The sequence below is a fragment of the Enemella evansiae genome (assembly GCF_002250705.1).
Lineage (GTDB): Bacteria > Actinomycetota > Actinomycetes > Propionibacteriales > Propionibacteriaceae > Enemella > Enemella evansiae.
Map to the genome: position 1 here is coordinate 303,208 of NZ_NMVP01000033.1, position 7,029 is coordinate 310,236.

Sequence of the window (7,029 nt, forward strand, 5' to 3'; positions counted from 1 at the left end):
CGATTCCCCCGGTCAGGCTCACCTACCGTGCAGTTGCTGGCGGGTCTTGGCCAGCTCGGCGCGGGTCGCGGTGACCTGCTCCGGGGCGGCCTGCTGAGCCACCCTGCCCTCGGCGTCGGTCTGCCGCAGGGCGTTCTCGGTGCCGAAGTCGAGCCCGTTCTCCGCGGTCGCGGCCGGCTTGCGCTGGTCATAGAGCCAGGCCTTGAAGAACCCGTCCAGGTCCTCGCCGCTGAGCCGTTCGGCGAGCGCCTGGAACTCCTCGGTGGAGCCGTTCTTGTAGGTGCGCTCGGCCTGCCAGGTGCGCAGCACCTGCCAGAACGCCGGCGACCCGATCCGGTTGCGCAGCGCCTGCAGGCTCATCGCACCGCGGTCGTAGACGGCGCCGTCGAAGACGTTGTCCCGGCCCGGGTCGCCGATCGAGACCTGCCAGAACTTGTCACCCTCGGGGTAGGAGTCGTAGGTCTGGCGCATCAGCTGCTGTGCGGTGCCCTGGCCCTGGTTCTCGCTCCACAGCCATTCGGCGTGGCTGGCGAAGGCCTCGTTGACGTAGATGTCGTTCCACTGCGTGAGCGAGACCGAGTCACCCCACCACTGGTGTGCGAACTCGTGCGCGACCACGCCCATGTTCGAGCCGTTGCGCCAGAAGCCGCGGGTGTAGACCGGACGGGTCTGGGTCTCCAGGGCGTACCCGAAGTCGGCGTTCGGCGCGACATTGCCGAGCGCATCGAAGGGGTAGGGACCGTACTGCCGGGCCAGGAAGTCGACGACCTCCTCGGTGCGGGCGAAGTCTGCCTTGGCCCGCTGGATCCGGACGTCGTCGCTGACGGCGACCGCGTTGATGATCGGCAATCCCTTGCTGGATGTGGATTCGGCGACCTCGTACTGGCCGATCGCCATGAAGGCGAGGTAGGTGGCCATCGGCTTGTCCTCGCGCCAGCGCCAGGTGTCGCCGTTCGGGGTGAGGGTCTTGGAGACCAGCTTGCCGCCGCTGATCGCCTCGACCCCGCTCGGCACCTTCATGGTGATGTCGAACTTCGCCTTGTCCTGCGGGTGATCGTTGGACGGGAACCACCAGGCGGCGATCTCGGGCTGACCGAGCGCGATCGCACCGTCGGCTGTCTTGATCCACGGGGTGATGCCGTCGACCTTGACCGCGGACGGGACGCCGAAGTATTCGACCTTGACCGTCATCTGCTCGCCGTTGCGCAGCGGCTTCTTCGGCGTGACGACCAGTTCGTGCGGGTCGTTCTGGTTGAAGGTGGCGGGTTTGTCGTTGACGGTCACCGAGCGGACCCGGAGCGCGAAGTCGAGGTTGAACCGGCGCAGGTCCTGGGTGGCCTTCGCGGTGATGGTGGTGGTGCCGTTCAGCAGATCGCCCTGCGGCTGGTAGTCGACGTTGATGTTGTACCGGTCCACGTCGTAACCGGAGTTGCCGTAGTTCGGGAAGTAGTCATCGCCGAGTCCCGAGCCGCCGGCGGTGGGCGGCCCGGCCTGGGCGGTGATCGGGGCAGCGGCCAGCATCGCGCCCGCGACGGCGAGCGTCGCCAGTCGGGGCAGCATCCGGCGTGCGAAGGGCCTGGTGGTCGAGGGGTTACCTGCCATTGTTGGGAATCTCCTTCGATTCCGTACGCCGTCCGGTTGCGTCGGCGTACGAGGGGTGTCGTGCCCCTCTTCCTATCGTGGACACCAGAGGCCGACAAGCATCCCGCTGCCGACCGGTACTTTGGTCCAATTCGCCGCCGCCGCGCCTCGACCCCTGGGGTGCTGAGCTGAACCGAATGCCGTGCGCTGGGACATGCAGTCCTGCGAATTGTCGCGATTGCAAACCCAGTCCGACTGGGTTTGATCATGGAACTCACCGACCACTGCATGTCCCAGCGTCGGCCGGCTGCGGGCCGGGCGTACGCCTCAGCTCGCCAACCCCAGCCGATCCATCCGCAGCGCGTGGTTCTCGGTGAGCCGGGAGAACATCCGCCCGATGGCGGCCAGGTCCATTCCGGGACGATCCACCGTGCCGGTGAGCAACCCGGTCAGCGAATCCCGGTCGGCGGCCACCCGCTGCGCCTGGGTGAGCGCCTCCCCCACCAGGCGCCGGCCCCAGAGCGCGAGCTTGCCGGCCACCTTCGGGTCCTCGGCGGTCGCCTGGCGAACCCGGCCCACGATGTAGTCGCCCTCGCGGTCGTCGGCCAGCACCTCGTAGACCAGATCGCGGGTCTGTGGGTCGACGTTGGCGGCCACCTCGCGGTAGAAGTCGGCGGCGAACCCGTCACCGACATAGGTCTTCACCAGCCCTTCCAGCCAGGACCGCGGCCTGGTGAACTCGTGGTAGGCGTCCCACGGCTTGTGGAACGGCTCCATCGCGGCCATCACGTCGACGTCCTGCTCCAGCAGGTACTGCCGGACCCGGTCGAAGTGGTTGAACTGCACCGCGGCCATCGAGGCCATCATCACCTTGTCGGCCAGCGTCGGGGCGTGCGCGGCGTCCTCGGCCAGCCGCTGGAAGCCGGTCAGCTCGCCGTAGGCGATGATCCCGAGCAGATCCACCACCCCGGGGGTGGGCTCGCCGGGCGGGGTGCTCGTTTCGCTCATGGACGCAGCCTAGCTAGACTGGGGCCGTCGTACGCGCTCCCGCGTGCGCTGCCCCAGGCCCGCGCCGCGATCGCGCGCAGGTGCCGGGCGCCGAACACCTCCGGGTCCTGACGGGTCCGGGACCGAGAAGAGGAATCACTCTGTCCACCGACAATCTGCAGACCGAAGCCACACTCGAAGACGTCGTGGCCGCCGATCTGATCACCGATGACGAGCGGGTCGCCGATCCGCAGACCACCTTCGCCGACCTGGGCGTGCTCCCCGAGATCACCCAGGCGCTCGACGCCGTCGGCATCACCCATCCGTTCCCGATCCAGACGATGTCGATCCCGATCGCGCTGGCCGGCACCGACATGATCGGCCAGGCCCGTACCGGTACCGGCAAGACGCTGGCCTTCGGGGTCTCGCTGCTGCAGCGGATCACCGTCGACAACGAGTCCGGCGTCGCCCCGCAGGCGCTGGTCGTCGCCCCCACCCGTGAGCTCGCCCTGCAGGTCTCCAAGGACCTCGAGGTCGCCTCGAAGATCCGTCGCGCCCGGGTGCTCACCGTCTACGGCGGCGTCGGCTACGAGCCGCAGCTGGACGCCCTGGCCGCCGGGGTCGACGTGGTCGTCGGTACGCCCGGCCGACTGCTCGACCTGGTGAACCGCCGTGCCCTCGACCTGCGCCACATCAAGGTGCTGGTCCTCGACGAGGCCGACGAGATGCTCGACCTGGGCTTCCTGCCCGATGTGGAGCGGATCCTCAGCCACACCCCGGATTCCCGGCAGACGCTGCTGTTCTCCGCGACCATGCCGTCGGCGATCGCCTCGCTCGCGCGGACCCATCTCACCCAGCCGGTGAACATCCGCGCCGAGCACCACGACGAGTCGCAGACCGTTCCGCTGACCACCCAGTTCGTCTACCAGGCCCACGATCTCGACAAGCCGGAGATCATCGGCCGGGTGCTGCAGGCCGACGAGGTGGAGAAGGTGATCGTCTTCTGCCGCACCAAGCGCGCCGCGCAGCGGATCGCCGACGATCTGGTGGACCGCGGCTTCAACGCCGCCCCGATCCACGGTGATCTGCGCCAGGAGGCGCGGGAGAAGGCGCTGAAGAAGTTCCGGGAGGGCAAGGTACGCGTGCTGGTCGCGACCGATGTCGCGGCCCGCGGCATCGACGTCTCCGGGGTCAGTCACGTGATCAACCACGAGTCCCCCGACGACGACAAGACCTACGTGCACCGGATCGGCCGGACCGGCCGCGCCGGCGCCACCGGCGTCGCGATCACCCTGGTCGACTGGGCTGATCTGACTCGCTGGAAGGTCATCAACAAGACCCTCGGACTGGATTTCGACGAGCCGGTCGAGACCTACTCCACCTCCGCGCATCTCTACACCGATCTGGGCATCGCCGAGGGCACCCGGGGCCGGATCAAGGACGCCGAGCCGGCGCCCCGCAAGGAGCGCAGCCGCGAGGAGGGCACCGAACGGCCCCGCGAGCAGCGCCCGAAGCGCAACCGGAACCGTCGGCGTACCCGCAATGGCGAGGTGCTCGCCGAGGGCGAGCAGCAGGCGAAGGCCGCCGAGCCCGCGGGCGAGTCCAAGAGCGAGGCGCAGGGCGACGGTGAGCAGAAGCCGCGTCGGCGTCGGCGTCGCAGCCGGGGTCGCGGCCGCGGCGAGGGCGGCGGTCAGGCGACGGCCGAGTCCCCCGCGGAATCGCCCGCCAGCGAGGACTGAACCGGATGGGCCCTACCGGCTACGGTAGGGCCCATGAACGCGACAGAGTTGTACGCGGACGATGCGTCGTACGCGGCGGGCCCGACCGAAACCGCACTGTTGGACCAGACGATCGGTGAGAACCTGGCTGCCACGGTGGCCCGCCATCCCGATCGGGATGCGCTGGTCGAGTTCTGGACCGGGCGTCGCTGGACCTACCGCGAGCTCGCCGACGATGTGGAGCGGGTCGCCCGCGGTCTGCTGGCGCTCGGGTTGAGCAAGGGCGACCGGGTCGGGATCTGGTCGCCGAACTGTGCCGAGTGGATCCTGTTGCAGTACGCCACCGCGCGGATCGGCGTGGTGCTGGTCAACATCAACCCCGCCTACCGGACGCACGAGTTGGCGTACGCGCTGAACCAGTCCGAATGCACGATGCTGGTCTCGGCCGGGGCGTACAAGACCTCGAACTATGCGCAGATGATCGCCGAGGTGTCGGCCAACCTGCCGTTCCTCAAGCAGGTGGTGCTGTTCGGCGAGCCGGGTCAGCCGGATGCGCCGCTGCCCGACGGGTACGCCCCAGAGGGCATGCAGGCGCTCAGCTGGGCCGAGTTGCTCACCGCCGGTGACTCCGGTGACCCGACCGCCGTCGCAGAGGTGGAGCGCACGTTGTCCGCCGATGACCCGATCAACATCCAGTACACCTCGGGCACCACCGGTTTCCCGAAGGGTGCGACCCTCTCCCACCGCAACATCCTGAACAACGGATTCCTTGTGGGGGAAGGGATTTCGATGACCCCGGAGGACCGCCTGGTCTACCCCGTGCCGCTGTATCACTGCTTCGGGATGGTGATGTCCTCGCTCGCCTGTGTGACCCATGGCGCGGCCCAGATCCAACCGGCGCCCTCCTTCGATCCGGAGAGTTGTCTGCGGGCGGTGCAGGCGGAGCGGGCGACGATCCTGCACGGTGTCCCGACGATGTTCATCGCCGAGCAGAACCTGCCCGACTTCAAATCCTATGATCTGTCCACGCTGCGTTCGGGGATCATGGCGGGTTCGCCGTGCCCGGTCGAGGTGATGAAGAAGTGCATGACCCAGATGCACATGGCCGAGGTGAGCATCTGCTACGGGATGACCGAGACCTCGCCGGTGTCCACGCAGACCCTGCCCGATGACGATGTCGAACATCGCACCGCGACCGTCGGCGTGGTGCACCCGCACGTCGAGGTGAAGGTGGTCGATCCCGTCGACGGGAAAACCATGCCTCGTGGGGAAACCGGTGAGTTCTGCACCCGCGGTTACTCGGTGATGCTCGGCTATTGGAATGAGCCGGAGAAGACCGCCGAGGCGATCGACGACGATGGATGGATGCACACCGGTGACCTGGCCGTGATGAACCCGGACGGGTATCTGAACATCGTGGGGCGGATCAAGGACATGGTGATCCGGGGTGGCGAGAACCTGTATCCACGGGAGATCGAGGAGTTCCTCTACACCCATCCCGACATCACCGATGTGCAGGTCGTCGGGGTGCCCGATGAGAAGTACGGCGAGGAGCTGTGCGCCTTCGTCAAAACCCGCGACGGCAAGGAACTCTCTGCCGACGATGTCCGCGAGTTCGCCACCGGCAAGCTCGCCCGGCACAAGATCCCGCGGTACGTGCTGGTCGTCGAGGACTTCCCGATGACGGTGACCGGCAAGGTACGCAAGGTCGAGATGCGCGATACGGCGACGAAGCTGTTGGAGCTGTGACGCACCCCCGCAACTCGCGCAGTGACCGTGTCCCTCACGTTCCTCGAGTAGCTCGCGCAGCGAGCGGAAACCTAGCCCTGGTTGGGAATCAGGGCAGGCTGGGATTCCGGTGGAACCGGTTGCTTCGCCTTCTGCTTCGCACTCTTCTGTTTGCCTGCGTTGGCTTGGTCGCGGGCAGCCTGGCGTAGGTCGCGAAGGCGCTGGTTCTTCCGGGCGCGGCGGAGTCGCTCGCGTTCACGGGCTTCGTCGGCTGCTTGTTCGGCTTCGGCCTGTTCCTTCTCCAACTGGGTTCGCCCGTTGCACAGGGTCTCCCAGAGAAGCTTTTCGGTTCGGGAGAGTGAAGCCGCGGGGTCGTTGATGAGGTGGTCGGGTGGTGGATGGTCCCAGGTGCCGTGGCGGCTGACCCAGGCTTCCTGCCCGGCCGGTGTTTTCCAGTGGAACACCCCGGGTGAGGGTTGCTCGACCCGGAATCCGGCGTGGGTTCTGGCCCGGTGCGAGGCCCGGTTCAACGGCCCCAGATTGCCCGAGCTGGTCGGTCCCTCCGGGGCGGGGATCGTGTGATCGAGGTCGATCCCGCGGCCGAACGCACTGCGATTCGAGCGGGGGAACATCACATACCGGTCGCGGAGTTTGACCCGCTGGGCGAGTTCGTCACTGGGTCGGTAGGTGTTGACCATCACCGGGGCGGCCAGATCGATGACCGGCCGCACGCGAACGGTTCCAGCGCAGCGCTCCAGCAGTTCCTTCAGGTGTTGCAGGGTCACGGGTCCGAGGGCGTCGCCTTCACCGCCGCGGCGGTTGGCGAGGTCCTTCTGGTGGACGTGCAGGATCAGTTCGGCACCGTGCCGGCAGCGTTCGGAGGTGGCCGTGACGATCTCGCCGTGCTTGTTGACCACCTCACCGCCAGGGGTGACGGTGGCGCCGTCGAACAATGAGGGCTGCAGCAGTTGCCGGGCACGGTCGGGATGTGCCAGATGGCCGAGGGCTTCCGCGC

Annotated in this window: 4 protein-coding genes and 1 pseudogene; 2 read left to right on the forward strand and 3 right to left on the reverse strand. The window is 67.7% G+C overall.

The genetic code is table 11. From position 1 onward, the window contains the following. Nucleotides 1-18: 18 nt before the first annotated feature. Both BI335_RS15465 and BI335_RS15470 read right to left on the reverse strand, forming a co-directional pair. On the reverse strand, nt 19-1,602 hold the full coding sequence (locus BI335_RS15465) for a M1 family metallopeptidase (RefSeq protein WP_229119624.1): 1,584 nt from the start codon (nt 1,600-1,602) through the stop codon (nt 19-21). A gap of 306 nt (nt 1,603-1,908) precedes the next feature. Next, entirely contained in the window at nt 1,909-2,589 is a 681-nt protein-coding gene (locus tag BI335_RS15470) for a ferritin-like fold-containing protein (protein WP_094355475.1), read from the reverse strand. A gap of 320 nt (nt 2,590-2,909) precedes the next feature. Between BI335_RS15470 and BI335_RS15475 the strand changes: the two genes are divergently transcribed. Then, on the forward strand, nt 2,910-4,307 hold the full coding sequence (locus BI335_RS15475; protein WP_094405477.1) for a DEAD/DEAH box helicase: 1,398 nt from the start codon (nt 2,910-2,912) through the stop codon (nt 4,305-4,307). A gap of 33 nt (nt 4,308-4,340) precedes the next feature. Beyond that, nucleotides 4,341-6,035 carry an AMP-binding protein gene (locus BI335_RS15480; protein WP_094431945.1) on the forward strand — a complete coding sequence of 565 codons (1,695 nt, stop codon included), beginning with the start codon at nt 4,341-4,343 and terminating at the stop codon, nt 6,033-6,035. Nucleotides 6,036-6,106: 71 nt separating this feature from the next. Here the strand turns inward: BI335_RS15480 and BI335_RS21580 are convergent. Further along, nucleotides 6,107-7,029: pseudogene (locus tag BI335_RS21580) on the reverse strand (hypothetical protein); the annotation flags it as partial.